This is a genomic window from Vibrio qingdaonensis (assembly GCF_026191675.1).
Taxonomy (GTDB): Bacteria; Pseudomonadota; Gammaproteobacteria; order Enterobacterales; family Vibrionaceae; genus Vibrio; species Vibrio qingdaonensis.
This window is the reverse complement of record NZ_JAKRRY010000004.1, coordinates 37,503-62,582: the sequence shown is the minus strand read 5'-3', so window position 1 is coordinate 62,582 and position 25,080 is coordinate 37,503. Positions and strand designations below refer to the sequence as shown.

Annotated in this window: 23 protein-coding genes; 12 read left to right on the top strand and 11 right to left on the bottom strand. The window is 43.6% G+C overall.

Features of this window, described 5'->3' with window-relative positions; translation table 11 throughout:
* Window positions 1–34 precede the first annotated feature (34 nt).
* Both MD535_RS05185 and MD535_RS05180 read left to right on the top strand, forming a co-directional pair.
* Window positions 35–532, top strand: coding sequence for a magnesium transporter (locus MD535_RS05185; RefSeq protein WP_265673866.1), 498 nt, complete (start codon window positions 35–37; stop codon window positions 530–532).
* Window positions 529–1,518, top strand: coding sequence for an efflux RND transporter periplasmic adaptor subunit (locus MD535_RS05180; protein WP_265673865.1), 990 nt, complete (start codon window positions 529–531; stop codon window positions 1,516–1,518). The genes MD535_RS05185 and MD535_RS05180 overlap by 4 nt, the downstream gene beginning before the upstream one ends.
* 134 nt (window positions 1,519–1,652) lie before the next feature.
* Here MD535_RS05180 and MD535_RS05175 read toward each other — a convergent pair whose 3' ends face one another.
* Window positions 1,653–2,084 carry a glycine zipper family protein gene (locus MD535_RS05175; RefSeq protein ID WP_265673864.1) on the bottom strand — a complete coding sequence of 144 codons (432 nt, stop codon included), beginning with the start codon at window positions 2,082–2,084 and terminating at the stop codon, window positions 1,653–1,655.
* A 407-nt stretch (window positions 2,085–2,491) separates the two neighbouring features.
* Here MD535_RS05175 and MD535_RS05170 point away from each other — a divergent pair, with 407 nt between their 5' ends.
* Complete coding sequence (locus MD535_RS05170; protein WP_265673863.1) at window positions 2,492–3,232, top strand: GntR family transcriptional regulator; 741 nt, start codon at window positions 2,492–2,494, stop codon at window positions 3,230–3,232.
* A 33-nt stretch (window positions 3,233–3,265) separates the two neighbouring features.
* Here MD535_RS05170 and MD535_RS05165 read toward each other — a convergent pair whose 3' ends face one another.
* Window positions 3,266–3,946, bottom strand: a complete 681-nt coding sequence (locus MD535_RS05165; protein WP_265673862.1) for an SDR family oxidoreductase — start codon at window positions 3,944–3,946, stop codon at window positions 3,266–3,268.
* Window positions 3,947–4,270: 324 nt separating this feature from the next.
* Here MD535_RS05165 and MD535_RS05160 point away from each other — a divergent pair, with 324 nt between their 5' ends.
* Window positions 4,271–4,672, top strand: coding sequence for a DUF6515 family protein (locus tag MD535_RS05160; RefSeq protein WP_265673861.1), 402 nt, complete (start codon window positions 4,271–4,273; stop codon window positions 4,670–4,672).
* A gap of 243 nt (window positions 4,673–4,915) precedes the next feature.
* Here MD535_RS05160 and MD535_RS05155 read toward each other — a convergent pair whose 3' ends face one another.
* Window positions 4,916–5,083: a hypothetical protein gene (locus MD535_RS05155; protein WP_265673860.1), complete on the bottom strand. Its 168-nt coding sequence runs from the start codon at window positions 5,081–5,083 to the stop codon at window positions 4,916–4,918.
* Window positions 5,084–5,353: 270 nt separating this feature from the next.
* Window positions 5,354–6,811, bottom strand: a complete 1,458-nt coding sequence (locus MD535_RS05150; RefSeq protein ID WP_265673859.1) for a lipid-binding SYLF domain-containing protein — start codon at window positions 6,809–6,811, stop codon at window positions 5,354–5,356.
* A gap of 361 nt (window positions 6,812–7,172) precedes the next feature.
* Between MD535_RS05150 and MD535_RS05145 the strand changes: the two genes are divergently transcribed.
* The gene (locus tag MD535_RS05145; RefSeq protein ID WP_265673858.1) at window positions 7,173–8,237 is read left to right on the top strand and encodes an NAD(P)H-dependent flavin oxidoreductase; all 1,065 of its coding nucleotides are present in this window, start codon (window positions 7,173–7,175) and stop codon (window positions 8,235–8,237) included.
* Window positions 8,238–8,320: 83 nt separating this feature from the next.
* Here the strand turns inward: MD535_RS05145 and MD535_RS05140 are convergent, their stop codons facing one another.
* The gene (locus MD535_RS05140; protein ID WP_265673857.1) at window positions 8,321–9,064 is read right to left on the bottom strand and encodes a class I SAM-dependent DNA methyltransferase; all 744 of its coding nucleotides are present in this window, start codon (window positions 9,062–9,064) and stop codon (window positions 8,321–8,323) included.
* A gap of 434 nt (window positions 9,065–9,498) precedes the next feature.
* Here MD535_RS05140 and MD535_RS05135 point away from each other — a divergent pair, with 434 nt between their 5' ends.
* Complete coding sequence (locus MD535_RS05135) at window positions 9,499–9,759, top strand: DNA polymerase III subunit epsilon (RefSeq protein ID WP_250618517.1); 261 nt, start codon at window positions 9,499–9,501, stop codon at window positions 9,757–9,759.
* Between the two features lie 125 nt (window positions 9,760–9,884).
* On the opposite strand, the gene MD535_RS05130 is transcribed toward MD535_RS05135, so the two are convergent.
* Window positions 9,885–10,886 carry a Gfo/Idh/MocA family protein gene (locus MD535_RS05130; RefSeq protein WP_265673856.1) on the bottom strand — a complete coding sequence of 334 codons (1,002 nt, stop codon included), beginning with the start codon at window positions 10,884–10,886 and terminating at the stop codon, window positions 9,885–9,887.
* Between the two features lie 192 nt (window positions 10,887–11,078).
* Here MD535_RS05130 and MD535_RS05125 point away from each other — a divergent pair, with 192 nt between their 5' ends.
* Entirely contained in the window at window positions 11,079–11,639 is a 561-nt protein-coding gene (locus tag MD535_RS05125; RefSeq protein WP_265673855.1) for a DUF2301 domain-containing membrane protein, read from the top strand.
* Window positions 11,640–11,788: 149 nt separating this feature from the next.
* On the opposite strand, the gene MD535_RS05120 is transcribed toward MD535_RS05125, so the two are convergent.
* A complete protein-coding gene (locus MD535_RS05120) occupies window positions 11,789–12,031 on the bottom strand; it encodes a hypothetical protein (protein ID WP_265673854.1) in 243 nt (80 codons plus the stop codon).
* A gap of 315 nt (window positions 12,032–12,346) precedes the next feature.
* Between MD535_RS05120 and MD535_RS05115 the strand changes: the two genes are divergently transcribed.
* Both MD535_RS05115 and MD535_RS05110 read left to right on the top strand, forming a co-directional pair.
* Entirely contained in the window at window positions 12,347–12,685 is a 339-nt protein-coding gene (locus MD535_RS05115) for a protease inhibitor I42 family protein (protein WP_265673853.1), read from the top strand.
* Window positions 12,686–12,795: 110 nt separating this feature from the next.
* Window positions 12,796–13,257 (top strand): hypothetical protein, encoded by a 462-nt coding sequence (locus MD535_RS05110; protein ID WP_265673852.1) that lies wholly within the window; start codon window positions 12,796–12,798, stop codon window positions 13,255–13,257.
* A 79-nt stretch (window positions 13,258–13,336) separates the two neighbouring features.
* Here MD535_RS05110 and MD535_RS05105 read toward each other — a convergent pair whose 3' ends face one another.
* Window positions 13,337–14,245, bottom strand: a complete 909-nt coding sequence (locus MD535_RS05105; RefSeq protein ID WP_265673851.1) for a LysR substrate-binding domain-containing protein — start codon at window positions 14,243–14,245, stop codon at window positions 13,337–13,339.
* Between the two features lie 143 nt (window positions 14,246–14,388).
* Between MD535_RS05105 and MD535_RS05100 the strand changes: the two genes are divergently transcribed.
* Both MD535_RS05100 and MD535_RS05095 read left to right on the top strand, forming a co-directional pair.
* Complete coding sequence (locus MD535_RS05100) at window positions 14,389–15,543, top strand: DSD1 family PLP-dependent enzyme (RefSeq protein ID WP_265673850.1); 1,155 nt, start codon at window positions 14,389–14,391, stop codon at window positions 15,541–15,543.
* Window position 15,544: 1 nt separating this feature from the next.
* Complete coding sequence (locus tag MD535_RS05095; RefSeq protein ID WP_265673849.1) at window positions 15,545–16,462, top strand: ornithine cyclodeaminase family protein; 918 nt, start codon at window positions 15,545–15,547, stop codon at window positions 16,460–16,462.
* A gap of 260 nt (window positions 16,463–16,722) precedes the next feature.
* Here the strand turns inward: MD535_RS05095 and MD535_RS05090 are convergent, their stop codons facing one another.
* Window positions 16,723–17,916, bottom strand: a complete 1,194-nt coding sequence (locus tag MD535_RS05090) for an acetate/propionate family kinase (RefSeq protein ID WP_265673848.1) — start codon at window positions 17,914–17,916, stop codon at window positions 16,723–16,725.
* A gap of 283 nt (window positions 17,917–18,199) precedes the next feature.
* The gene (locus tag MD535_RS05085) at window positions 18,200–20,119 is read right to left on the bottom strand and encodes a DEAD/DEAH box helicase (RefSeq protein ID WP_313897272.1); all 1,920 of its coding nucleotides are present in this window, start codon (window positions 20,117–20,119) and stop codon (window positions 18,200–18,202) included.
* Window positions 20,120–20,495: 376 nt separating this feature from the next.
* On the opposite strand from MD535_RS05085, the gene rnb reads away from it, so the two are divergent.
* On the top strand, window positions 20,496–22,508 hold the full coding sequence (gene rnb / locus MD535_RS05080; RefSeq protein ID WP_265673847.1) for an exoribonuclease II: 2,013 nt from the start codon (window positions 20,496–20,498) through the stop codon (window positions 22,506–22,508).
* Window positions 22,509–22,651: 143 nt separating this feature from the next.
* On the opposite strand, the gene MD535_RS05075 is transcribed toward rnb, so the two are convergent.
* Complete coding sequence (locus tag MD535_RS05075; protein ID WP_265673846.1) at window positions 22,652–25,015, bottom strand: GH36-type glycosyl hydrolase domain-containing protein; 2,364 nt, start codon at window positions 25,013–25,015, stop codon at window positions 22,652–22,654.
* Window positions 25,016–25,080: the final 65 nt, after the last annotated feature.

Here is a 25,080-nt window from a genome sequence, read left to right as displayed (position 1 = left end):
CAACAAAACCCTACCAACAACAATGAGAAATAGTATGAACGCGATAAAAAATATAATGCGTATCATCATGGTGATTATTAAGGTGCTGATGAAATTTTCAGTCTTTATGTTAACCATGTTTTTAGGTGCTTACTTGTTAGCACCAATGGGGACGATCAATTCCAAGAACGTTGATATGACCACCTTTACCAACACTCCAAACGACGCCATGATGATGATTTTCAATTCAGAGTACTTTAGTGGTTACCTGTTTTCCGTCACCATTGCCCTCGCCGTTTTCGTTGTTTACCTACTTTGGCGCGTCCATGAAGTTGCCGTGCATAAAGCACATGAGCGCAAAAGCTCTCATATTCAGCTCGTTTTCGCGCTGTCGCTTTGCGGCCTGTTTGTACATAAAGCCTGGTGGGTGCTGGCGATCATTATTGCCTTCGCTAACTGGGAGCACATTGGCGCATCCATCAGCCGCGTGATTAAAAACAGCCGAGCATCAAACCTTGATCTTTCCGATACAAAACATGAGGTGCAATCATGAAAGAAGTAATGATCCCTTATATTTTGATCATGTGGATTTTGGTCTCAACAGGGGCCATTCAATGGACTCTAAGAAATGCGTTCTGGATTATTTCTGGAGGCGTATTCATTCTGGTGATCTTAGGTGTGCTTTCTCGCCTTTGGGCGCCAGTGGATTTAACCTACTCGTCTACCATCAAGGCGCCACATTCTGTTTTATCCCCTCTACTGCGGGAGCAAATCAATGAAATTCACGTCGACCACAATCAGGTCGTCAAGAAAGGCGATGTCATCTACACCTTAATCGATACGACTTCCTATGCTGAATTAGAAAAAATTAAAGCTTCGATAGTGAAACAAGAAGAATCTATTGCTCAAATGAAACGAGATCTGCGTAGAGCGAAAACCTCACCAGAGATATTTAAAGAGCGTGATGTCGAAAACTATAGGTCACAACTCAGAATTTCAGAATCTTCCCTCGCGTCGTTGCATGCTGATTATGATCGTGTTGAATTTGAACAAGAACGTAAGACTGTACGCGCGCCATTTGATGGACAAGTCGCGGTAGTTAACGTCGCCGATGGTAGCCGTGTAGGTAATATGCATATCTACGATACATCGCGTAAATTTCTAGAGATGCGCATTCCTGACCAGACTTTTCGATACGTCAAAAAAGGACAATTCGCTGAATTCTATGTTGATGCTTACCCGGGGGAAGTGTTCCGTGCTCGCGTACACAGCTTTACCGCAGGAACAGGCGAGTCATCCATCTCACCGATTCAGGGGCCACAAAGTGTGCGTCAACACGTAGGCGCAAACACCAGTACCCATGGTCGAACAGTGGTTCTAGAGATCATTGAACCTGAAGGCAAAGTGATTCCTATTGGTGCGACGGGTTCGGCGTGGATTGCTGCAACCAAACCACACGCTTTCTTTGGCTTTATAGATGTGATTGGAGCTGCGACGGTACGTTTACACTCTTATAAATCTTATCTAAACGCCATGTAACTGAGTAATTAACGTAGCGACACACCGTCGCTCAATCGCTAACGTTCAAGGTTTGCTATCAAGCTACGCTGATCTTGGACGTTGCCATGTCCCTTTGGCAACCCATACACGTCGTACGTCTTCGACTTCTGTGCTTAATTTAGTGCTACATACTGCCTTTCTACCATGCAATTACGCATGACCGTTTTATAGTTATTCAGATTGTTACTTTGCTGCGCGGCTTGATTCGCATTACCATGCATACGACCCACAACCAAACCACCCGCAGCCCCTACTTTTGCGGTATCGGAACCACTACCGCCCGAAATGGCCCCAACAGCCGCACCAGCAGCCGCCCCTTTAAGTAAACCGCGAACAGCAGAGCCTTGATTGCTCGTCACCTCTTCTTGCGTATGGTTCGCTAACGTTTGGCAATGGGCAAGCTCTTGTCGAGCCACATCTTCGGTAACATTGTTATAAGTAAAAATCAGCTTGGAGTTGGGATCAACAATATCGCCCCCCGTCGTTTGGGCAATAGCAAAGGGTGATACGATGATAATAGCAGCAGAAACAATAAGCTTATTCATGAGCGGTTTTCTCTAACTTGTTGATTAGTGGAGTTTGGATAATTATTAGTACTTATTCGTTATCAACGCTTGTTCACAGTCAATACTTGTTAATAATCAACACTTGTTAATAATCAAGAATTGACTGTAACTAAACTTTTTAATAACCAAACCTTGTAATAAGCAAAGTTTTCAATAACTAAAGTTTTCAATAACTAAAATTATAAAAACTAAAACTTGTAAAAACTACAACTTATAAAAACTAAGAGTTGTTAACGAGTCAGTGAGTTTGAACTATTTACTGTCACTTCATAGCGTAAAATTACTGATTCAAATAAATACAATTAAAAAATACCGTAATTTTACGGTGTTTATCGTTTTATAAATTATGGACAATAATCCGAAACCCACAATACAGGTCACGTTCCGTGAAAACCAGTAAACACAAAGCAATGGCATATTTAACACGAGATATCCTCAATCAATCGATTGCGCCTAATGAAAGGCTTGTCATCCAAGAGTTGTCCAACCGATATGGTCTTGGACTATCGCCTATTCGCGAAGCCACACAAGAGCTTGCATCGCTAGGATTTATAGATTACCAGCCAAATATTGGTGCGTATGTCACCCCGCTTACGGCGCTTGAATTACGTTCTTTAATACAGTTTTTAATTTCCCACTTTAGAGACTTTGGTAATAGTGTTGCCTTTCAAGAAAAAGAGAGGTCCTCTATTGATAGGCTAACAACGCAACACGCCGAGGTTATTTTTCATTGCATGCAATTACGTAACGAGCTAAATAAAAATGAACGTCATAATTTGAACGTGATTATTATTGAAGACCATTTAGTTGCTTTGTTGTCACTGCTTAGAAATCAGCGAGTCGCCGCAGTAGTGGATGTGTTTTTTGGCTCGGTGATGACAAATCTGCGCCGTTATATCCGGCTCTATTTGATGTATTACCCAACACACTGCGTACAATTGATCCCTATTCATATCATGGAAAATATCATGGTTACCTTTACGCAAGATAACCATGCTGATTGTTCCGAGCTCGTTGCTCAATATCTGTGCGATATGCAAGATATTCTTCTTCCTGCACTACCTTGGGATGCCGACGCTGGAGTATCTAAGCCCTCAGAGACCGAACACTCCACCGTTTTCGTTTAAGCGCTAAATGTTGACACGGAGAGGTTACCATCACTACTCAAGTTCAACTGGTGGGCGGAATGTCATTTCATGCATGACAATATCCGCAGGGAGTTCTAGCAGGTGCGCAATGGTTTTAGCCACACTGGTTGGGTTCATGTATTCCGGACGCTCAGCTTCACGAAAGTTAGTATCCGTTCCACCGGGAAATAGCGATGTGACTTTAATGCCATGAGGCTGTGCCTCTTTCATTAAGATAGCACTGAAGCCTGCAAGGCCTTGCTTCATTGCCGTATAAATACTCATGGTCGCATTCGCGCGCTTAGCCACAGTACTGATGACATTGATAATTTGTCCTTGTTGCTGTGGCTTCATTACTTTAAGGGATTCACGACACAACAAAGAAGGCGCACGAAGATTAATGGCGTACTGCGCTTCGTATTCTTCTAAAGTGAAATCTTCAATCGAGCATTTACGGGAGATCATGCCCGCGTTATTGATTAATACATCTAAGCCGCCTAAATGAGAACAAGCAGACTCAAACATACTCAACACGTCATCGACGATACTGAGGTCGGCGGCAATGGTATGGCAACCCGTTACCGAACTCAATTCATACAGTTTTTGCGCATTTCGCCCTGTCGCGACAACATCATGCCCTTTTTCACACAGCTCCAACGCCAATGCGTAGCCAATACCGCTCGTTGCGCCTGTTACTAAGATTTTCTTTTTCATTAGAGCCCTTACTTAACCTTCAAAAAGGAGACGTCGCTGATTTGCCAACTATGAATTAAACCATTAGCGGCTAACTCAACTGATTAAGCCACTAAGTGTAATAGGTTCCACGTGTTTAAGTGAGTAAGTTACCGGATTCAATATCACACTCTGGTAAGAAAGGACCATGAGGAGATGGACACGCGGTGACATCACCACAATTGATGGTTACGACCAGATGGATTGACACCCAATACAAACCCTACCATCTGCTGACATCGTCTTCACTTTCGTTTACTCAACATAGACAAAAATAGCGGCTGACTATTATTAGGTGCGAGATTTATGAAGAACAACACCCGCTATATAATCGGCATGACTTTACTTATCCTTTCTTGCAGTAGCTTGGCTGACCCTTGGAAAAAACATAAACACCATCGCCATCATAAAAAAGAGGTGCACGTTGTCCATCACTACGACCGCCACCGCCTGCCGGATTCAGCGATATTTCTTGCCATTGCTGGCGTGTCTTATGCCTTAATTAACGGTCAATACTATAAAGAGAATGATGACCATTATGTCGTGGTCGAGAAGCCACCGAAAAGACGCTATCGCTTAGGTCAAGTGATCAGAAAATTGCCAGAAGGTGCAACGGCGGTCAATAAACGAGGTCAACAGTACTTTGTCTCAAGAGGAGATTGGTTTTTATCGACAGGTCAGGGGAAATTTGTGGTCGTCAGACCGTAACGTATTATGGCTTACGTGTTAGTGAGACGTTTATTGTAGACGCTCTATCAGTCATACCACTCGCGGATGAGGGTAAAACCTTGGAGTAAATAGCGTTAGAATAAATAGCGTTACAGTAAAAAGGTGCCCGCGTACTCGCGGTAAGACCACTAACGGGGTAGAGGTAACCAAGCAGGGAACTTACGCGATACTCATGATAATGCTAAGAGTATCGCTCGGTTTCATGTCCCTGAAAACGAAGTATTACATCACCCAAGTAAGGCTAAGTAATAGAACCACTGCTGACGTTGCTAAAAACATCGTCGCTAGAGATACGATTTCTACAAGCGTTGACGTTTGTTTAGTTGCAGTTTGGGCTACTTCTGTTTTTTCTGCTGAATTGTCGAGTGTTGATAGTAGTGCTGAGTTCATTTTATGTACCGTTTTGTAATTTGATTTCAAGAACAGGAAAAATTTTACTCTAATTGTGACGTAGGTCAAATATTATTTGGTAATTAACTTACTAATTATATTCATGTTCGCTTATTAGAAAAGCTAATGCTTGGCCAATAATCACCACGACTTCTATCTCACTATCGGTTTGCTCGTGTTCCCTAACTAGAACTGATAAACCGTCATCAGCACCTCCTCCTCTGCCAACCCTTTCGATTTATCCTAATTCAACGCTCTCAACCCGATATATTAAAAACGTCGATTTAATGCAGAGATGAATTGGCGTTTCCTATCACTTTTCCAACCGTATTCCATCATCAATGACCAATCACGATTAAAGTTGTAGTTCGCACCAACGAGTCCCGCCCATTTATCGGTATTGCTTTGTTTTACCTTATAGTCAATACCAACCCCACTGTAGGTGTAAGTCCCTGTCAGAGTTAGCGTGCTATCAAGATAGGTCGCGCCGGTATATAACGCCACTGATTGTGAGCCCACAGTAGGGATCACTTTACCCACTCGAGGCGAAACATTGAGAATCAGCCCTTCTGCATCATTTTTTCGCATGTCAGCATAAGTAAATGAAATTGGCAGGGTAACAAAATAATCATTCCATCCTGTCGCTAAGATGGTACCTAACGTATAGTTATTTCCGTCAAGCTGAGCTGGCGCGACAAACTCTGCTTCCTCATCTTTCAATAAACACACTATTGGTCGTTGGAGGGGCGGTAAACTGCAGTCTGCTCCCATTTGGTTGATGAGATCATTACCACTGAATTTAATCCCTATATCAGCCGTGCCAGTGATTTTCCCCACTGCGCCAAACACATTCATAAAGGGAAATACCCAAGCATCAAGTTTGAGCTGAGGTGACTGCGTATTGTTGCTATTGTTATCAAAGGAAACAAACTCTATCGGGTACTTCTGAGAGCCATTTATCCCTACATTAAGGTCTGTTATGTCCATATACTGAAAAGTATCGGTATAGATAATGCTAATACCATAAGGCTTAGGCAGTGAATACCCTTTATCAATCACTTCCTGAGCAAAAAACGGCAGTGCTCTATCCCATTTTTTTGCACCTTTCGGTGGAACCTCGGTGTTCAAGTCTTTATTCGCGATACCAATGTCCCCAACTCCAGTTTCCGTTAAGTCATAGTTCACTGAGCTCGACACTACCCTGACGCTACCAACGGCTGATGCACCAGAGCTCGTAATTAAGTATATTGGAACATCATCATCACCCGCTAAAGTAGTACTGGCATGCGAACTACTTTCTCCCAAACTCACATCCGCCCCAATTGAAAATCGCCACACACCGGCTCGATAGGACTCCAACGATTGTTCATCGTCAAAGATAAGCAAAGCTTCATTGCTGCCCAATGCTAAGCCTGCCCCAACATCGTAACGATCAACATCAATGTAGGTCACGCTACCATCTTGGTTATTGTAGATCGCCCCAATTCCGGTGCCCCCACCTATAACAGGCACTTTGACTCCCGCCATGCTGATTGCAGCATAACCGTACGCTTCATCGACTAACGTCGGTATTTCACTGTACTCATCACTCAGTTTTCCAACAATTTCAGCGGAAGTTGCATCTATCTCATCACGCACCATTTGTCGCTCATTGGGAGGAATAGCGCTGCTACACCCAAGTAACACAAGAGATGACAAAGAACCTAACCACCGTAAACTTGTCTGCATGCTTTAAAACCTCATTTTTATTATTATTCGTGCGGTCAACACTATGGCGGCACATCCTACTAAAACCCACCCACTAGAAATACCGTACTTTTACTGTTGCCCACACAACACTCCGCCTTGAATCCGTTGTAAACATCAATCACGTAGAATACTTATTTTTAGTCCCTAGTAGTAACCATACGCCATGACCAACGATTTTTCTCGGTACCTCAGAAGACTATTTGTTCTTACCTCACAACTTAAGTCTAAATACAGAGTAAACCGCCATGCCGTAGACTATTATTTTCCGCTTACACAGAGCAGCACAACGGATGTACATATGGGTGTTTAGTAGAAAACACTCAACAAAAGGAAGATGGCGATGTATCAAAAGACCGAGAAAATAGACCACGTTAAGGCGCTAATAGGAACCGATTTACCCATTATTCAAGCCCCAATGGCAGGCGTGCAAGATCACCGCCTTTGCGTTGCGGTTAGTCAGGCAGGAGGACTTGGTTCACTGCCATGTGGCATGTTAGATATCGACACAATGGTCAATGAGATTCGATCCATCAAAGCTAAGACGACACGTCCCTATAATCTCAACTTCTTTTGCCATGACATGCCGAGTTATAACGTCGCCAAGCATACTAAATGGCAGCAACTGTTAACGCCGTTCTTTGATGAATTAGACATTGATAAGAGTACTCTACCGACAAGTGCCAGTAGAACGCCCTTTGATCACAATATCGCCGATGCTATCGAGCCCTTTTCGCCTACGGTAATCAGCTTTCATTTTGGTCTCCCTAGCCCGGAGCTCGTTAGCCGAATTAAAAGCTGGGGAAGCAAGATCCTATCAACCGCAACCACGGTTCAAGAAGCAATATGGTTGGAGTCTAACGGTGCAGATGCGATTATTGTGCAAGGTGTAGAGGCTGGTGGACACAGAGGGATGTTCTTATCTCAAGATCTTTCTAGCCAAATGGGGCTTATGGCACTGCTTCCGCAAGTGGTTGCGCAGGTAAATATCCCTGTCATCGCCGCAGGAGGCATTGGCGATAATTTAGGCGTCGAAGCCGCCCTTTTACTAGGCGCCACAGCCGTACAAGTGGGTACTGCCTATTTATTATGCTCAGAAACCAACACGTCCCAGCTCCATCGGGAAGCGATAAAAACAAACTCGATACAATCAAATACGGCAATAACCAATCTCTTTACTGGTCGTCCGGCCAGAGGGATTATCAACCGAGTCATGAAAGAACTGAGCTACATCAACAAGACTGTCCCTGACTTTCCTTATGCGTCGATAGAAATGGGGCAATTACGCTTAAAATCTGAGTACAAAGCATCTAGCGACTTTTCACCATTATGGTGTGGTCAAAATACCCTGGGGTGTGCCGAAATATCGGCACAAGACTTGACCTTGAGTTTAGCTGGCCAGCGATAAAAAATATCCATGCGAATAGCCCATTCTGCGATTTAACTATTCGCTATTAAGTGATTAAATTACTCGCTTTTTAAGTGATTAAATTACGCTTTTACACAAACGATGATTGCATTACCTGAGCGTTGATCCCAAGGTAATATTTTATCGTAATCGTGCTCAAAAATGTGTACCTCAAACCAAGGTTTAAGCATGGCCGATATTTCTTCAATGGTGAACGCGACCATAGGATGCTCATCTTGCCAAACTTGTGTTTTTTGACCGTCTGCCTTTTCAATATTGAGCTTAAGTAGCTGCTTTTCACCTTCGCCAGCGTAATGCCAACCAGAACGAAAACTGAACGTCTCACCTTGATGCTGAGTAGCGTGCTTCACAAATGAGCGATTGTCTATTTTAAGCCGATCAACAACATTAAAACAGAACACACCACCGCTATTGAGTGCTTTGAACACACTAGAAATGCAATCTTGAAGCTTTTTCAGTCCATCACAGTAGTGAATCGAATATAAGAAGCAAGTAATCAAATCTAAAGGCTGCGCCGCGTCAAAGTCACTCATGTTTTGCACAGTAAATCGCGCCTCAGGGCATCGTTGTGCTGCAATATCAAGCATAGGTTGGTTGATATCTAACCCACTACTTTGGTAGCCAAAATCAATAAAATGACGAACGTGAGGCCCCGTCCCACAAGCCAGATCGAGATGTGATTTACCCGAATTGCCAAATATTTGGTGCAACCTTTGAACGCAATGACTCTGAGATTGATAGTCAATATCAGCACACATAAGATCGTAGTAATGGGAAAGGTCAGTATAAAGGGCGTTAGCAGACATGGTGGCCTAGTCGTGGTAGACATAATTTTTTGGTGGCGCATCGTATACGACTTTACTGGTTTCCCTAACAAGATATTGCCTCAATGGCTTAGAAATCCAAGCGACAGCATCTAAGAGTCTATTAAAGTAAATAAAAACAAGTAGTTAAAAATAATCTTTCGAAGAAGGTATGAGATTTACTGACCATTGATCATGTAAGGTTTATCTGAGAAACACATTTTTGGTCATTTGCCACCTAGAGAGCTTGTTAGACCTTCACGGTAAAGCACAAATTTATTAATAGGTGATTGGCTGCACAGCCCATATAGAATAGGGCTTCCAGCGTGTTCTGTGATAACATACGCCCATCAGCTTTATGAATGTGCAACTGATCTCATTTGTTTGACTGATCATGGTAGCAACCTGCTATGAATTAACTAAATGAGGATCCACCAATGAGTAAATTAACAGCAGAGCAAAGAAAAGCTCGTGATGATGAGCGCTTTTCACAACGTGTGGCAGAACGCAGAGAAAAAGGTGAAGACGTTATCGCCTATGCGCTGACGACAAAAAAAGCCGTGAAGTTTTTAAGTAAGTCTGAGAGAAAAGAACTCAACCGTAGAAAGCTTGCTAATCAAGAAGAAAAGCAACTCAAAGAAAAAGAAGAACTTAAGCGAATTGAAGCGTCGTTCACCAACGACACTGACGCTGAATAGATTAATTAACCTTAATCGGTGAACGTTAAGCCTAGTATCGACATCATGCCTTTAACAAGAAAGGTGTCGTCACTAGGCTTTTTCAGTATTACGCTTCTCGATCAGTCCTATTTAACACCAATCTCTTACGACTTGCTGTTAAGTAGCTCAGCATAACCACCTTCACGCAGCGCTTTCTCCATAATATTGACCACACGACGACTGGTTGTGTGATTAAGTAACTCAGATCGAGTCTCATTGCTTAGCACTAACGCTGATATATGCTCAATTTCATCAGCAAATCCCCCACCCTTAACTGGCATTGAAATCTGCTTGAACTGACCTTGATAAGTTATGTCTATCGTCGTTGGGTTCCACCACTTACCATGAATAACAATTTCTAACTTAGGACCGTGGATAATGGCTTCTCGAGTGAGATCTCGAGTAATGGAAGCGCCTATTTTACCTTCCAGCGCACCTGAAAAAGTAAACGTAGCGTTTTCATCCACTTCACTTTGAGGATTATCTTGCGCAAATTCAACCTGTGGTTCAGTCACCGATACTCCAGCCAGTTGGCATAGATCCGCATACAACCACAGGCCATAAACGCCAACATCTAACGTCGCACCGCCACACAATGTAGGGTTAAATAAATGCCATGTACTATCAAATTCATGCCAATTACCAAATGACGCCTCCACGGAAGTAATGGCAACATTTTGCTGTCGAATAAATTGCTTCATCTCACGGTAAGCGGGAAACGTCACGCTCTTCATGGCTTCAGCTAACAGTAAACCCTTACCTTCAGCCAATGCTGCCATCGCGTCCCAATCGGCAAGATTGGTCAATGCGGGCTTTTCAACGAGCACATGTTTACCGTTGTTTAAAAACAGCTCAATCAATTCTTTATGAAATGGGTGAATGGTAGCGATATAAATGGCATCGACTTGGCTGTCTGCCGCTAGATCCGCGTACGACCCATAGCTCGTATTACAGCCATATTGTTCTGAAAACTGTTGTGCTCTACTTAGATCTCTCGCCGCGACGGCGTAGAGTTCTGCGTTTTCCACCGACCCCGTTAAGTCCTTAACAAATCGATGAGCAATATTACCCAGACCTGCAATGCCCCAGCGTACTTTGTTATTCAAACGACTCTCCTTCACGGTTTGGCTATAAATGGTGATTTGATTAGGTTATTTTCCCCATCTCAGGGAAGCTAATCAAGCAAACCTGCCATTATTCTTTATGATAACTATATTGAATTCTTTATGATAACCGTGTTGGCATCGCCACATGAATCAGCAGTCGGCACAACATTCACCAACCAAATGGATTAACTTATGGCAAACCCTGAACATCGTGAAGAATTGGATAAGCTCGACAAAGTGAGCGTCTGTTTTTATCGGTTCGGCATCTCTCTATTTTCTATTGCCTTATTTGGCTGCGCCTTTATCGCGTCACATCAGCTTAAATTAATCACACTGCCTGACAATGCATCACAAGTGGTGATATTGGTATTTTGTCTTGCGAGCGTGTTCACCGCTGCGAACTTGCATGTTTACAGCAAACACGTCCGAGCGATTATCGTTTGGTCAACGTGGCTGGGTTTATTGATCATGCTATATTCCGCGCAACAAAACCTATACTGGCTCGCGCTTGGTTTTTTCTTTGTTACTTTTTCCGGTATCGCCCTAAAAGAGTCATTCTGTTTTAAGGTTTACGGTCTAAAATTGGTGCCACTATTTCTCGCAATGAACACCCTTTTCATTTTGCTGGAATACTGGCAAGGCGTACTCGTTTGCTCTTCTATCACTGGGTTAATCATGATGTATCTGGCAGTGCAAAAATGGCGAATGCCGCTGCATTTTGATATTGGTATTAAAGCCAATTATGAAATTTAGTATACAGCCATAGAGATAGAGACCGAAAGGGATCCCCCCTTTCAGTCTAGTTCAGCTAATATTATGTTTAGCTTACAAAAACTAACCGCCGCCATCGATTAATACAATGCAGCTATGCAATGCACTTATATAACGCACTAATGCAATAACTAGAAGTGAGATTGAGCCACGGACAAGCTCATGCCGTCGTCTTTCACTGAGTAATCCTTCAGATCTTTCTCTTCAAATTGTAACTCACCCTCTACAATTTTTACTGACATATCAGCTCGGCTATCAAACACAAACTTACAGCCAGTAATAACCTCGTGGTACATCCCTGACACATCGAAAACGTCTTTTTTTACTTCAATTTTTTTTAACTGATGAAGCTTAGAGCCATCATTAAAAAACATCACTGTCTGACAACGATTTTTCAATGACGTATGTAGATGAAAGATCTCATTACAAGAATCTATAGTAAATATAATCATAATTATTATTTTTTTGCCTTGAACGGAGCAGAAAGACTAAAGGATTATAATTACTACGACCATCTACTCTTTGTAAGAGTTTTGTAATGAAAAGCCAGTAAACATAGAGCTTTAGCTCAACACTATACTTTCCATCCCTCGCGTAATAACTGTGTAATATCTTAAGCTACATTTTTGCACTAATTTAAATACTGAAATCACAACGGAATTTCAAACAATTAAAAATAAGGGAATAAAATGTCGAATGCAAATATTGTCAGTGACTGCATGGTAAAACAAGTTGGCGAAGTAGTTGAAGTGACACTTCATGGAAATATCACTACTGGCTATGACTGGTACCTTAAGTCAAAACCTGATGCGCTTTGGTTGTCATCCGCGGTATATACAACTGACCTACACGCACCTGGTATAGTAGGTGCTCCCGGTAAGCGAACCTTCACTTTTTTAGCCAAAGAAGCCTGTACAAACGAGTACTTAGAGTTCGCATATATGCGACCGTGGGAAAAGGCACCCGTTCAGACTACTCGTTACGAAGTAACAGTTTCTCAAGGGGAAGCAGCTCTAGCTAACGCCTAACAAAGTCAACTATCCCTCTATCTTGTGGAGTGAGATACAAGGTAGATGGATAGTTTGATCAGGTATTTACATCGTCAAAAATCTGATTTTCGCATTAAGGAAAACATATTATGGATAACCAAATAGCCATTGCCGGTTACAAACTTACTAATATACACGATGGTGTTTCATTTATTATTAATTTGAGCTGGGATCTAGCTGATAGCAATACAATTTCTGGCATTGGGAAAGTGATTGACGATAAAGGAAACACATTAGTTAATTCGAATATTGTTGGTGACTTTCGCCCGTACTGGATCGATGGACCACGGGGCTTTATGATTAATCTTACAGGCTATCCATTCGTTATGGGCATACCACCTGTTGGTGAATATATTCCACCAAATACAAAGCTAAGAGTGATTTTAAATGACTCTTGGAATCATGGGAAGAATAATGCGGAGTTTAGCTACCAATTAAATGACAATTGGCATTATGTCGATGCAGCAAAAGTCGAGCGACTGTACTTCCATGTTATGGCATACGGCTCCAAAGTTAATTTTGATAAACGTGAGGTAAATTTGACTAATTGATTTGTCACTGCGCTCGATAGTGGACGAGTGACAATCGACTAAACCAAGCCCTGACTATAACCCCCTCGCTTATACTCCGTTACTTCCAAGGCACAGGCGCTAATCGCTGCTTTAATAACGAGATAAACCCAGAGATACGAGCGGAACGTTCTTTCTCTGGGCTGCTTAACAGGGCGACGATATTAGCGTTAGGTAAAGAATAATTCGGTAACAGGCGCACCAGCTCACCATTATTAATTTGAGGTTGAACGTCCCATTCCGATCGCATGATGACGCCTAAGCCCGCCATAGCCCAATCCTTAATGACTCGACCTTCGTTACTTGCCAATGCCGGATTGATTCTGATTACTTCATGTTTCCCATCTTCAACATGGGTAAACTGCCACAATGTGACGTCCTCATTATTCTCTCTTAGCGCAATACACTGATGGTTAACTAACGCTTGAGGGGTTTCAGGGCACCCCATTGCTTGAATGTAAGTTGGCGATGCGCAAATGAAGCGCTGATTCGTCGCCAGAGTGATCATTTTTAATGATGAGTCATTTAACGCGCCGATGTAAATAATGATGTCCCACTTATGATGACTCGACCAAATAGGATTGTCGGACAGCTCCAACTCGATATCGAGTTGCGGGTGTTGCCGTTTATATTCCCCCAGCATCGGAGCAACATAATCATTACCAAAACCAAGCGGAGCCAAGACTCTCAGCTTGCCACACACCAGTTCTTTTCTCTCATCAAGCTGTTCTTGTAACTCATCTAACTCTCTAAGAATAGAAAGCCCTCTCTCCAACAAGATCTGCCCTTCTTCTGTCAGGCTCACGACTCGTGATGGTCGCTGGATAAGCTGAATCGATAATTTTCGCTCTATGTGCTGGAGCCTAAGAGTGACAGAAGGCGGCGTGATATTTAAAGCTCTGGCCGCATCGGCTAACGTTCTATGATTAGCAATTGTGGCAATGAATTTAAGGTCTTCCGTCGTAATCATTTAGCTAAAACCTAATCTATGAGTTAGTAAATATTAATGTAAAACAAAACATAGTTTTTAGATACTGTTTACTCATCAACAGATTTGGTGTCTTCGAGATACATCAATCTAATTTAGCGTCTGATACATTAGGTCATGCCACTATGCTTCAAAATTCAGATTTAAAGATTCACTACGATAAGTTGGATACTCCATTCTTATTCGTCAATAAGCCAATATTTTTTAATAACTTAACAAGATTGCGCACTGAAATAGAGGGACTCAAGTGTGAGTTGCGACCACATTTTAAAACCCTCCGAGCCCTTGAATCAACACCGTATCTACTGCCTAAAAAAAGTTCTCCTATTACCGTCTCTACCATGAAAGAAGCGGAAGCACTGGCAAGCGCAGGCTATCGCGATATCATTTATGCGGTTGGTATTGCAGCGTCTAAGTTACCGCGTGTCGCTAACCTCTTATCCAAAGGCATCGAGATCAAAGTCATACTAGACAGTGTCGAACAGGCTAACCTCCTGAATGACTTCAGCATAAACAACCATTGTGCTATCTCGGCACTAATAGAAATAGACTGTGATGGACATCGAGGTGGTATCACACCTGACGATCCTACATTGGTCAAAATTGCTCAATTGTTGGACCGTGGTGCAGCCTGCTTTCAGGGTATACTCACTCATGCCGGAGAGTCATATCAATGCTTTGATCAAGCATCATTACGCGCAGCAGCCCAAAACGAAGTCGACGCGGCAGTCAACGCAGCCCGTCACCTTCGCGCCACCGATATTATCTGCAACATTGTCAGTATTGGCTCGACGCCTACCGCACACAGCTACCAAAATTTAGATGGCATCACCGAAGTGAGAGCCGGAGTCTATGGTTTTTTTGATCTCGTCATGACAGGAATTGGGGTGTGCACGACCCATGATATTGCCGCGAGTGTTGTCACCACAGTGATCGGTCATAATAAGGAAAGAGGCAGCCTTTTTATTGATGCGGGATGGATGGCGCTCTCTTCTGATCGGGGAACCGCCAGTCAACCAAAAGATTGCGGGTATGGTCTATTAACAGATAGCGCAGGTAAGGTACTCGACAACCTGCAAGTCACTACCGTAAACCAAGAGCACGGTATTATTGAAGCCGTGGACGGCAGCAACATTAATTTTGATAATTTCCCGATTGGTTGCCGCTTACATGTCCTACCTAACCATGCTTGCGCAACCGCTTCAATGCACCAGCACTATCACGTGTTTGATATACAGACGAATACCTACGATGTATGGACCAGAGTTCAAGGGTGGTAACATGATTTATTTAAGCGAAACACAAACAGCACAATTAATTTCTCACGAGCTCGCCTATGTTGCAGTAAAGGAAGCACTCGTCGCCGCAACAAGCAGTGAGACGCAGTTATTTCCCGTCGTCAATGCACAGGGTCCACAAGTCGACTCCATGTTTTCACTCAAGTCTGCTTGTACTGAAAATTTGGTTGGTTGGAAAACCGGAAGCTACTGGCCAGATAACCATCAGCATGGCATACCTTGCCATGGTACGACCGTTTTTTTATTAAGCCCAGAAACGGGTGAGTTAGTTGCAGCGGTCGCGGCGAGTCAAGTCAATGCCTACCGGACTGCTGCTGCGGATGCAGTTGCCGTCGATTACTTAGCTAGAAAAGATGCATCAGTATTAACTGTGTTTGGAACAGGCCATCAAGCTCAGTATGAAGTATCTGCCATTGTCGCCATTAGACCAATATCTCGGGTCATTGTGGTTGGCAGAAACAAAAGTAATACCGACATATTTGTTGAAAAGCTCATCAAAAAAGGCATTCCTGCCGAAGTGGGCACTGCTCAATATGGTTGTGAGCAAGCCGATATTATTGTTACCGCTACGACAGCGACCGCGCCATTATTCCAAGCCGACTGGGTTAAGCCTGGCACCCATATCTCTGCGATGGGCGCAGATAAAGTTGGCAAGCAAGAGCTACCAACGGAACTCTACCCGCGTGCAAGACTATTTTGTGACTACGAGTCTCAATCTGTTGTTATTGGCGAGTTCCAGCATACGACCAATGCTTCTATTACAGAAATTGGAAAAGTCATTACCAGTGTCGCTATTGGGAGTGCAAATACCGACGATATTACTATTTTTGATAGTTCAGGTATCGCAGTTCAAGATCTGTTTGTTGCAGCTAAATTACTTGAAATGGCGAACGTCGAATAATTCACATTCAGAGTACCGTGAGGACGGGGCTAGAATCATATCACCAAGACAAAAAGCGAACGATGTGGTTCGCTTTTTCAACTAAGTGACGAATACTTATAATCATTGTGAGATTCCCTTAGAGTTCGACTACTCAAGTAATGGTGGGCCATGCATGTAAACAAAATGAGACCCTCCTATCCTCTGATGTTATAGGCATTTAGAATCAAAAAAGCGAGCCACTTGGGCTCGCTTTCACATCGTCTTTGTTATCGCTTAATTTACAGTAATTCTACCGACTGCTGAGCAATCACAAATTCTTCATTAGTTGGCACAACTAAAGCCACTGCGCCTAGCAATTCTGAATTACCAATGATACCTGCCGCGCCAAAACGAGCAGCTTCATTGCCTTTCTCGTCTTCAACAAAACCTAGTAGCTTAAGGTTACGCATGATCTCGCGACGGATAGGAAGCGAGTTTTCACCAATGCCGCCCGTGAAGATAACTGCATCTAAGTGGTCAAGCGGAATCAGGTAAGAACCAATGTACTTCGCCACACGATATGTAAAGACTTCAAACGCTAGCTTAGCACCCTCATGACCGTCCTCCATCGCTTCTAGCACGCCACGAGCGTCAGAAGTAATACCAGACACCCCTAAGAAACCAGACTTCTTATTAAGCGTCTCAAACACCTTCTCTTGGCTCCAGCCTTTTTTCATTAGGAATTCGATAATGCCAGGGTCTAGGTCACCACAGCGAGTGCCCATCATCAAACCCGATAACGGGGTAAAGCCCATAGACGTATCCACACTGTTACCGTTGCTAATGGCACATACAGATGCGCCATTGCCAAGGTGAACAGAGATAAAGCTTGATTCTTCTACTGGCTTGTTCAGCATTTTCGCAGCTTCTCGGCTAACGAAGTAATGGCTAGTCCCGTGGAAGCCGTAACGACGGATACCATATTCAGAATACAATTCACTCGCGATAGCGCCTGTGAACGCTTTTTCAGGCATTGTTTGGTGGAAAGCCGTATCAAATACTGCAAATTGAGGAAGCGCAGGGAACGCTTCGATCGCAGCACGAATACCAATAGCGCCCGCTGGATTATGCAATGGTGCAAGATCCGCAAGTTTTTCAATTTCTGCCGTTACTGCTTCATCAATACGTACTGTCTTCGTAAATTTCTCGCCGCCGTGAACAATACGATGACCGATTGCAACGATATTACTCGCTAAACCTAACTCTTCCGTTAAACCAACTAACTTACCGATTGCTAGCTTGTGATGGTTTTCTTCACCTTCTACTGCGATTTCGGATTTTTGCCCGTTAAATTTCCAACTCATACGAGCATCGGCTAGGCCAAAACATTCACCCAAGCCACTTAAGACTGCCTCACCGCTTTGAGAATCGATAACGGCAAACTTGAGAGATGAACTACCAGAATTGATGACGAGAACAAACGAATCAGACATGCGAAAATGTATCCTGTTATTGAGCATTAGTGGAAGAACGCCTTCCTAATATATTCTACACGTATTATTCAATAATTTTTGAATCTTTCAACTTTCTTTTAAATAAACATTTGTATCAAAATGACATTTGTTGATGATGATCAATATTTAAATTAATTCACCCATTGAATTTAATCAGAAAACCTAACCCTTTTGGGTTAACAGTCTGCATGTGCGAATCTTATAGGCACAAAAAAGCCGAGCATTCGCTCGGCCTTCAATTAGTGTTTAATGCTCAATAGCATTAAGACTCAGTGTTACGTGATTGACCACGCTCACCACGGTGGCTACCACGGTGGTCGCCGCCACGGTTACGGTCGAAACGACGTTCACCTTCAGCACGTTGACCACGATTAGCACCGTCACGGTTACCACGGTAACCGCCACCTTCGCGATTGCCACCTTCACGGTTGCCGTCACGTTGGCCACGGTGACCTTCACGACGCGCACCACGGTGGTTATCACGACCGCCGTCACGACGAGGACCACGAGACTCGCGGAAGTCGCTAAATTCAACAACCACTGCGCCAACTTCTTTCTGACGAATACGTAGCTTACGAAGTTTACCAGCAACGTCAGACGTCATTTGCTTAGGCAGTTGAACGTAAGTTTGGCCTTTATCTAGCTTGATAGCACCGATAGAGCCTTTAGTCAGACCAAGTTCGTTCGCTAGAGCACCAACGATGTCTTTAACTTGAACGCCTTGCTCACGACCCACTTGAAGTTGGTACGTATCCCAATCTTGAGTGTTGAAGCTACGACGACCATCACGGCCAGCATCCGGGTTATCACGACGCTCTTTACGACGCTTCTTGTCACGTTCAATCGCTTCGATCATTGGATCTGGACCAACGTAGAACAATGGACGCTTGCCTTGCTGACGCTTAAGAAGAATCGCTGCTAGCGTTGCTGCATCAATTTCTAAACTTTCTTGAAGCTTTTCAATTAGCTCAGCGAAGTTCTCTAGAGACTTGTGACCTTTCTCTGTTTCAAGCTCAGCACCAAGCTTAACCAGACGAGCGGCTGCAACTTGGTCACGAGGAGGAAGTTGAATCTCTTCCATTTGAGACTTAGTTACGCGCTCAATCGTACGCAGCATACGGATTTGGTTTGTGCGAACAAGAAGGATAGCTTTACCCTTACGTCCAGCACGACCAGTACGACCGATACGGTGAATGTATGACTCAACATCGAACGGGATGTCGTAGTTAAATACGTGAGTGATACGAGGCACATCAAGACCACGAGCAACAACGTCTGTTGCTACTAGGATATCGATTGAACCCTGTTTGATGTTGTCAACAGTACGCTCACGTTGAGATTGAGGAATATCGCCGTGTAGTGCTGCAGCGCTAAAGCCACGTGCACTTAGCCAATCCGCTAGACGCTCAGTATCTTGACGAGTACGAACGAAAACGATAGAAGCATCAGTCTCTTCAGTTTCTAGTAGACGAGCCATTGCTTCGTCTTTTTCTACGCCTTTCACTACCCAGTAGTTTTGAGCAACTTTATCAACTGTGTGGTTAGTACCCGCAACGTCAACACGTGCTGGATCACGCAAGTAGCGATCAACAATTGTTTTAACCATTGGAGGCATAGTTGCAGAGAACAGAACGCGTTGTGCGGTTTCTGGCGCTTTTTCTAGAATCCAAGTAACGTCGTCAACGAAGCCCATTTTTAGCATCTCATCCGCTTCATCAAGAACGAATGTGTGAGCTTGGTCTAGGTGTAGACGGTCACGAGTTAGAAGGTCTTTAACACGACCAGGTGTACCCACAACAATGTGAGCACCGCGGCTTAGAGCACGCATTTGATCAACGATAGAAGCACCACCGTAGATCTCTAAAACTTTCAAACCTTTGATATCACGACCAAGGTTTTTGATTTCAGCAGCAACCTGAATCGCAAGCTCACGTGTAGGAGCCATGATGATCGCTTGAGGTTTGTGCTGGTTAAGATCGATTTTGTTAAGAAGCGGCAAAGAGAATGCTGCTGTCTTGCCCGTACCCGTCTGAGCTTTACCTAACGCATCTCTTCCTTCTAGTAATAGAGGAATTGCAGCCGCCTGGATTGGAGTTGGCGATACAAAGCCCATAGAGTCTAGAGCTGAAAGGATGTTTTCGTTAAGCGCTAATTCATTGAATTGAATTACAGAATCTTGCATTGGGATCCCATTAAAGTAAATATAAACACAGGTCCCATGAGCTCTACCAATTCCAAACTGATCCAATACTGTCGAAATGACAATAGATAAGAGCTGATTCCATTCAGATGCGGAAAAGTGACAAATCGCATCAAGCCACTAGGGACGTAAACAAGGAGGCGGATTATTCCCTAAATGCACAAAAAAAGCCAGAAAAAATTGAAATACATCACAATTTTCTTCATACATCGTCATTTTTGAGTAATGTGCAATCGAATTGGCAACTTTTTAAGCGTTCCCCTCTTATATTACTGCGCTTTCACCCTTGAGTTTCAACTAGGCAACAACCTAGCCTTTGGGTATAGTGTTGGCACTTTCATTGCTAAGAAGTAGATACATGTTTCAAGATAACCCGCTACTCGCTCAACTCAAACAGCAGATTCAAGAGAACCTTCCTAAAAAAGAAGGCACAATCAAGGCAACCGAGAAAGGTTTTGGCTTTTTAGAAGTTGATGCTAAAACCAGTTTCTTTATTCCACCACCGCAAATGAAGAAATGTATGCATGGTGATAAAGTCGTGGCCATTATCCGAACTGAAAATGATCGTGAATTAGCAGAACCACAAGAACTGGTAGAGCAAGGTGTCACTCGTTTTATTGGACGAGTAAAACGCTTTAAGGGCCGTCTCAATGTCACACCCGACCACCCTGCCCTTAAAAAGCTATCACTGAAAGCGAAAACTCAAAAGGGCATCAAAGCCGATGACCTTAATGAAGGCGATTGGGTTGTTGCACACGTTATCAACCACCCTTTAAAAGGGGACAACGGTTTCTTAGTTGAAATTTCTAAGAAGATCACCGATGGCGACGACAAAATTGCGCCTTGGTGGGTAACCTTAGCGCAAAATGATTTACCTAACAGTGAACCGACTGGTTTAGAGTCTTGGGAAATCAAAGACGACTCAGCATTAGAGCGTACTGATCTGACAGCCATGCCATTTGTTACCATTGACGGTGAGTCTACCAAAGACATGGATGACGCGCTGTATGCGAAGAAAAAAGACAATGGCGACTTTGAAGTCACCATCGCCATCGCTGATCCTACCGCTTATATTACACCTGAAGATGAAATGGACGTTGTGGCTCGCCAGCGTGGCTACACCATCTATCTGCCAGGTCGCAATATTCCAATGCTTCCTCGCGATCTCGCTGACGATGTCTGCTCACTGATTGAAAATGAACTGCGCCCAGCACTTTGCTGCTCGGTCACCGTAGATAAAGATGGCGTTATTCAAGATGACATCAAATTCTTTGCGGCAACCATGAAATCTCATGCAAGATTGGCTTACCAACACGTATCCGATTGGTTAGAGACTGGTTCAAGCGAGACTTGGCAACCAACTGATGAAATCGCGACGGTTGTCCGTGACCTCTACGACTTCTCTTTAGCTCGCGCAGCATGGCGTGAAAATAACGCCGTGGTTTTCCCTGACCGCCCAGATTACCGCTTTGAATTGAGCGATGATAATGATGTTATCGCTATTCACGCGGACTCACGACGTTGTGCTAACCGTCTCGTTGAAGAAGCCATGATCACGGCTAATATTTGTGCGGGTCGTACGTTAAAAGAAGCGTTTGGCTTTGGCGTCTTCAATACTCACGCAGGTTTCAAGCCAGAAAAAATTAAAGACGTACTCGAGTTGGTTAATCCAGTAAACGAAGAGCCTATCTACACCGATGAGCAAATCACCTCATTAGAAGGTTTTGCTGCATTACGTCGTGATTTGGGCGGATTAGATTCAAGTTATTTGGATAACCGCGTTCGCAAGTACCAAGCTTATAGCGAAGTAGGCAATGAACCGCTTCCTCACTACGCGATGGGACTTGATGTCTACGCGACGTGGACATCGCCCATCCGTAAATACGGCGATATGGTCAACCACCGTCTTCTTAAGGCACATATCACTCAAACAGAGCCAACCCAAAAGCCTGATGATGTATTAGGCGATGAACTGGCAGTCCACCGTAAGCACCATAGAATGGCGGAACGTACAGTGGGTGATTGGCTCTATGCGCGTACGTTGGTCAACGAACCAAAAAACCGTACCGAATTTACTGCCGAGATTTTCGACATTAACCGCGCAGGCATGCGTGCCCGTTTGACCGAAAATGGCGCAGCAGTCTTTATTCCAAACTCGCTCATTGTGAGTAATAAAGAACGTATTGTCAGTAATAACGAGAATGGCACTGTGTCGATTGATAAGAACCTCGTTTACCGTTTAGGCGATACACTTAAAGTTCTATTGTCAGATGTAAATCTAGAAACGCGTAGCATTGTCGCTAAACCAGTTGAAGTGTTTGCTGAGCCCGCCATGGCCCCAGAAGAAAAGCCGTCTTCAAACGAAGTGTAAACGCCTCACTTGCTAAATCGAATAAAGCCAGTTGGTATTCCCAACTGGCTTTATTATTTTCTGGGTATTATTTTCCGGGTATTACTTTCTGCCCACCCAACTTTTTCTGCGCCACCAAGGATAACGCTCAACGACCATCTTAATTAGGTCAGGGGCAGATCCACCCTTAGTCGATAATTTGACTGAGATTCAACCTTTTTAATTACGCTACCCTGTAACTTAATGCCATCTATGTGTATTTCAGCTTCTCGTATATCAGGTAAACGTCGGTATGTTACGTGAAATTGAGCCCCTCTAAATTCTCGTTTCACCGTCAGTTCTGACCAGCAAGATGGGAGTTTAGGGTCAATCATTAGTCCTTCCTCACAGCCTTTTAGCCCCAGCATTTCTTCAATAACCATCCGATAAAACCAAGCACCAGTCCCTGTGTTAAATAAGTGACTTGAACGCCCAGCAGTATCTGGATACTGATAATAAGCCCCACGATAATAGTTAGGGATATAAACCGGTAACTGCCCTCTTCGCTCAAACGTATCACTTTGTGGGTCTGCTACCATTTTACGTAACACACTAAATGCGCGATCTGGTTCATTAATGGCATAGAGACTAGCAGCATAAAATGCCGCCGCGTGATTATAAATAGAGCCGTTTTCGCCAGATCCTGGCCATTTTTGTGTTACCCGACCCACATCTTCACGCATGGCAGTAAAAGCGGGCGCGCACAGCATCACACCGTAAGGTGTATCCAATTGCTCATCAATAGCCGTAAGCATTTTCTGTTTCTGAACGGCACTTGGCATATTCGCTAAAAGCGCCCAGCTTTGTGTATTCAAAAAAATGCGTCCTTCTTTATCTTCCGGCACACCAAACGTCACACCATCATCAGTTATGCCACGGGCGTACCAATCCCCCTTCCACAAATATTCATGGGAGATCGTAGCCAATTGTTCTATTGTCGACTCAAACTGTTTAATCAGTGCCTCATCATTATACTTACGTGAAATCTTCACCCACTTTTGTAACGCCACACTGAGTGCTTGCGCTAGCCAACCCGATACCCCTTTACCTTTAGGCCCAACCATATTCATAGGATCACACCAGTCACCCTGTGCAATAAAAGGTAAGCCTCGATGATCGCGCGCTTCACACATATATATCATGGCTCTATTCATGTGCTCTAACACTGAACTTGGTCTTTCATCATCCGCCCAGACCACAGGGTAATGAAGAACCTTTAAATCATTAGTTTCATTCAAATAGGACTCAAGAATAAGAGCAAGCCAAACGGAGTGATCGGTATGCGGGATCTGGTTAATGTACTTCAACGTTGCTTCTGGCGTGAGTAAAATGCCGTCTGGCATCTCTCCATCCACCTTTTGTTGAGATAATGAGGTCAGAATCACCTTTCGAGTCGCTTCACTTTGTACATACGCCATCCCCATACCGTCTTGTAAGTAATTTCTAGTTTGAGGGTCTGTCGTAAGACGGTGTGTGTCACCATGGTAAAACACTTGCCTAGGCAACCAATGGTTCACGAAGTGGTTAAATGTGTCGTCTGGTGTTTCAATCTCAATTACACCAACACCAGATGATACGTAATCTGCATATGCTCGCGTTGCGCTATCTTTTTCATCACCAGTATGCGCGTCAATAATTTGCTGAATCTCTTGCTTATTCAGTGCAGGACCGAAGACAAAGTTTAGTGCTTTTTTCTCTCCATGCTTAAGGTCCAATTTAAATTGCATCGCGCAGGTAGGCATCTCATAGCACGCTTCTTTACAGCTCAAATCCCCCTTATGTTGAAGCGCACTAGGGTTATGAAGTCCGCCTTGCCCTTCAAATCTGGGAAGGCTTGTTTCATAAGCGTCCGGAGCCATATCAGAATAAAAAAAGGTCATATCTTTAAGATGCTTATTCTTTTCGTAGTCTTCTAGCTTTTGATAAGGCGTAATCGACGTGCACACAATGCTATTGAGGGAAGCATCATAGTGCGCCCCCATGTTCATCCAAGACATGTAACCAACAGGAAAATAAGGAATGATGGAGAGTTTACGCTGCGTTGTTCCCGTATTGGAAACCGTGACATTCCATAGCTCTGCAGCTTCATCTTCTCCTAATGTTAAAGTAATGACCAATTCAATGTCACTGTGCTTCACTACCCATTTCACATCCGTTAATCCCGGTTGAAACTCAAAGCTATCAAGTTGGGTTTTTATGGGCGCAAACGGCGCCGAAAATAACTCACCCGTTTCATCATCTCTTACATAAAAAAAACGCCCTGGATGATGAGCAAAATACGGTTGCTCTGGCTGCATAAAACTTGTCGCGGCGAGGTTGGGAACATGCGTATACTTCTTGGGCTCAGGATTCATATACTGTGCCACTACATAACCTTGGCAATTAACATGAATCATCATCTTACGATTCCACAAATACCCTGCAGAGTTCGGAAGAAGCGTAGGATCCGAAAGCGAAAATCGGGTTCCTTGTTCGAGAAATGTGGACATGATGAGACCTCTTTACACATTATGGTTATGATTTTCTGACCTGTTTAATGACGTGTTAAAGCTAA

Coding starts and splice junctions, on each gene's coding strand:
- MD535_RS05125 (WP_265673855.1), top strand. CDS start 11,079: ATGGCAAACCCTGAACATCGTGAAGAATTGGATAAGCTCGACAAAGTG.
- MD535_RS05180 (WP_265673865.1), top strand. CDS start 529: ATGAAAGAAGTAATGATCCCTTATATTTTGATCATGTGGATTTTGGTC.
- MD535_RS05095 (WP_265673849.1), top strand. CDS start 15,545: ATGATTTATTTAAGCGAAACACAAACAGCACAATTAATTTCTCACGAG.
- MD535_RS05115 (WP_265673853.1), top strand. CDS start 12,347: ATGTCGAATGCAAATATTGTCAGTGACTGCATGGTAAAACAAGTTGGC.
- MD535_RS05135 (WP_250618517.1), top strand. CDS start 9,499: ATGAGTAAATTAACAGCAGAGCAAAGAAAAGCTCGTGATGATGAGCGC.
- MD535_RS05105 (WP_265673851.1), bottom strand. CDS start 14,245: ATGATTACGACGGAAGACCTTAAATTCATTGCCACAATTGCTAATCAT.
- MD535_RS05155 (WP_265673860.1), bottom strand. CDS start 5,083: ATGAACTCAGCACTACTATCAACACTCGACAATTCAGCAGAAAAAACA.
- MD535_RS05150 (WP_265673859.1), bottom strand. CDS start 6,811: ATGCAGACAAGTTTACGGTGGTTAGGTTCTTTGTCATCTCTTGTGTTA.
- MD535_RS05140 (WP_265673857.1), bottom strand. CDS start 9,064: ATGTCTGCTAACGCCCTTTATACTGACCTTTCCCATTACTACGATCTT.
- MD535_RS05100 (WP_265673850.1), top strand. CDS start 14,389: ATGCTTCAAAATTCAGATTTAAAGATTCACTACGATAAGTTGGATACT.
- MD535_RS05085 (WP_313897272.1), bottom strand. CDS start 20,119: ATGCAAGATTCTGTAATTCAATTCAATGAATTAGCGCTTAACGAAAAC.
- MD535_RS05110 (WP_265673852.1), top strand. CDS start 12,796: ATGGATAACCAAATAGCCATTGCCGGTTACAAACTTACTAATATACAC.
- MD535_RS05075 (WP_265673846.1), bottom strand. CDS start 25,015: ATGTCCACATTTCTCGAACAAGGAACCCGATTTTCGCTTTCGGATCCT.
- MD535_RS05185 (WP_265673866.1), top strand. CDS start 35: ATGAACGCGATAAAAAATATAATGCGTATCATCATGGTGATTATTAAG.
- MD535_RS05160 (WP_265673861.1), top strand. CDS start 4,271: ATGAAGAACAACACCCGCTATATAATCGGCATGACTTTACTTATCCTT.
- MD535_RS05120 (WP_265673854.1), bottom strand. CDS start 12,031: ATGTTTTTTAATGATGGCTCTAAGCTTCATCAGTTAAAAAAAATTGAA.
- MD535_RS05090 (WP_265673848.1), bottom strand. CDS start 17,916: ATGTCTGATTCGTTTGTTCTCGTCATCAATTCTGGTAGTTCATCTCTC.
- MD535_RS05175 (WP_265673864.1), bottom strand. CDS start 2,084: ATGAATAAGCTTATTGTTTCTGCTGCTATTATCATCGTATCACCCTTT.
- MD535_RS05145 (WP_265673858.1), top strand. CDS start 7,173: ATGTATCAAAAGACCGAGAAAATAGACCACGTTAAGGCGCTAATAGGA.
- MD535_RS05165 (WP_265673862.1), bottom strand. CDS start 3,946: ATGAAAAAGAAAATCTTAGTAACAGGCGCAACGAGCGGTATTGGCTAC.
- rnb (WP_265673847.1), top strand. CDS start 20,496: ATGTTTCAAGATAACCCGCTACTCGCTCAACTCAAACAGCAGATTCAA.